This window comes from Arthrobacter sp. SPT-J7 (assembly GCF_059089965.1).
In genome coordinates, this window is record NZ_JBNHFF010000423.1 from 1 (window position 1) to 1,478 (window position 1,478).

The 1,478-nt window shown below is 60.3% G+C and carries 2 protein-coding genes and 1 other RNA gene; all 3 read left to right on the forward strand.

The genetic code is table 11. The annotated features are described in order from the left end of the window. The coding region (locus tag AC5RWX_RS33240; RefSeq protein ID WP_494100420.1) for a M23 family metallopeptidase at nucleotides 1-461 on the forward strand (461 nt) is incomplete at its 5' end. An 84-nt stretch (nucleotides 462-545) separates the two neighbouring features. Then, nucleotides 546-1,019, forward strand: coding sequence for an SsrA-binding protein SmpB (gene smpB / locus AC5RWX_RS33245; protein WP_163162401.1), 474 nt, complete (start codon nucleotides 546-548; stop codon nucleotides 1,017-1,019). Nucleotides 1,020-1,096: 77 nt separating this feature from the next. Continuing rightward, nucleotides 1,097-1,465: a transfer-messenger RNA gene (ssrA, locus tag AC5RWX_RS33250) on the forward strand. Nucleotides 1,466-1,478 lie beyond the last annotated feature (13 nt).

Below are 1,478 nucleotides of genomic sequence, written 5' to 3' on the forward strand. Positions count from 1 at the left end.
TGCAGTCTTTTATGCCGCCCGTCGGATCACCGTCGGTCTTCGGCCTGAGGCATCCCTTCGGCGGCAATGTGCCGATCACATCCGGCTTTGGGTGGCGTGCCACCCCGCCAGGCACCATTGACTTCTATGGGCAGGGCGGCTACATGCACACGGGGCTGGACTTCGGAGCGGCCTGCGGCACACCTGTCTACGCTGCAGCGGCAGGTGAGGTCTTCAGCTCTGGCTGGAGCTCCGCTGATGGAGGCGGTTGGCGGGTAAAGATCTCGCACGGGCTGATGCAGGGCAACACCCTGACCACCATCGTGTACCACAACGCAAGCGTCGTGGTGTCGAACGGCCAGCGCGTCTCGCAGGGCCAGCTGATCGCCTACTCCGGCAACACCGGCAACTCCACCGGTTGCCATGCGCACTTCGAAACCTGGCTCAATGGCCGCCCCGTCGACCCGATGGGGCTGCTGTAGGGCGCATATCCCTGCCGTACACTGGTATGACTCCGCGCCGGTCGGCCAGGAGAACATCCGATTGTCAAACTGAGGAGCTTTCCCTTGCCTAAAGAAAGTGGCCGTAAAGTGGTGGCCACCAACCGGAAGGCCCGGCACGACTATCATGTGCTGGATACCTACGAGGCTGGAATCGCGCTCATGGGAACCGAAGTGAAATCCCTGCGCGAGGGCCACGCCTCCATGGTGGACGGATTCTGCACCTTCTACAACGACGAGCTGTGGATGGAAGCCATCCATATCCCGGAGTACAACCAAGGCAGCTGGACCAACCACGCGGCCCGTCGCCGCCGCAAGCTGCTGCTGCACCGCGAGGAACTGATCAAGATTTCGCACAAGGTGCGCGAATCGGGCTTCACCATCGTTCCGCTGCAGTTGTACTTCGTTGACGGCCGGGCCAAGGTTGAAATTGGGGTGGCCCGCGGTAAGCGTGAGTACGACAAGCGCCAGACCCTCCGCGAACAGCAGGACAACCGCGAAGCCCAGCGGGAGATGCGGGAACGCAACCGCCGCCGCTAGGCTGGAATGAATTTCCCGAAGGATGCGTTATGATGGGTAGTCCGGTGGGCTTGCCTGCCGGTTTGATAAAAAAATATGGGGATGATCGGTTTCGACGATGTTAGTCGCGACAGGTGAAGCGGGCCGAGGATGCAGAATTATCTCGTAAACGCTTTCTGCAAACCAACAAGTGCCGAATCTAAGCGCACTGACTTCGCTCTTGCTGCTTAACCAGTAAGACAGTCCGTCAGCCCGAGGTTGCTATCGCCCCGGATCCTGGCGTCATTTAGATAGCCACTGCTGCTTACCCCCGTCATCGGGGTGAGCGGGACTCTTAGATGACTGGGCCCGGATCAGCCAGCTGTTTGCAGCATGGCTGGGGCCGAGAAAATCCGACGCAAACTGCGCCCGGAGAAGCCCTGACAACACGACATCGGACGGGGGTTCAATTCCCCCCATCTCCACATTTGTGATGGTGCG